This window comes from Vibrio sp. OPT46, assembly GCF_015163535.1.
GTDB classification, from domain to species: domain Bacteria; phylum Pseudomonadota; class Gammaproteobacteria; order Enterobacterales; family Vibrionaceae; genus Vibrio; species Vibrio alginolyticus.
In genome coordinates this window covers 1-563 of record NZ_JADDYG010000435.1, presented here as the reverse complement: position 1 = coordinate 563, position 563 = coordinate 1, and the positions used below count along the sequence as shown (strand labels likewise).

The following is a 563-nucleotide window of genomic DNA, read 5'->3' as shown; positions in this document are numbered from 1 at the left end:
GTCGATAGAATGAAAGATCTGATCATTCGAGGTGGATTTAATGTTTATCCCAGAGAAATTGAAGAAGTTTTCATGACTCATCCTGCAGTTTCAATGGTCGCGGTGATAGGGATTCCAAATGAAGAGTATGGCGAAGAGATAAAAGCTTACGTTGTACTTAAACCAAAAGAATACATTGACGCCGATTCATTACAAAAGTGGGGTAAAGAGCAATTAGCCTCGTTTAAATATCCTCGTTATGTCGAAATTCGTGAACACCTCCCGATGAGTGCGACAGGAAAGATTTTGAAACGTGAGTTGAAATCTGAATTGAATATAGCTTAGTCAATTCAATGGTTTTTGTGTCACAGCGCCACTTGCCTAAGCGCAAATGGTGTTGTGCTCTTTACCAATTAGATGCATAAGGTTTTTAGCTATCGTTAGACAATACTTACCGTTTGTTGAATGGATCTATTGCTCGAGTTCTTTAAAGTATTCTTCTAAGCGCTTCGGATTGGTAATGGTTACTGAGCCATAGTTTAGCTCTAGCATCCCGATACTTTCTAATCGTTTTAGTATCTTGT

At 38.5% G+C, this 563-nt stretch carries 1 protein-coding gene; it reads left to right on the top strand.

Translation table 11 applies throughout. The features are described from left to right. Window positions 1-324, top strand: a 324-nt coding sequence (locus IQR33_RS18950; RefSeq protein ID WP_416222688.1) for an AMP-binding enzyme, incomplete at its 5' end; no start/stop codon positions are given. Window positions 325-563: the final 239 nt, after the last annotated feature.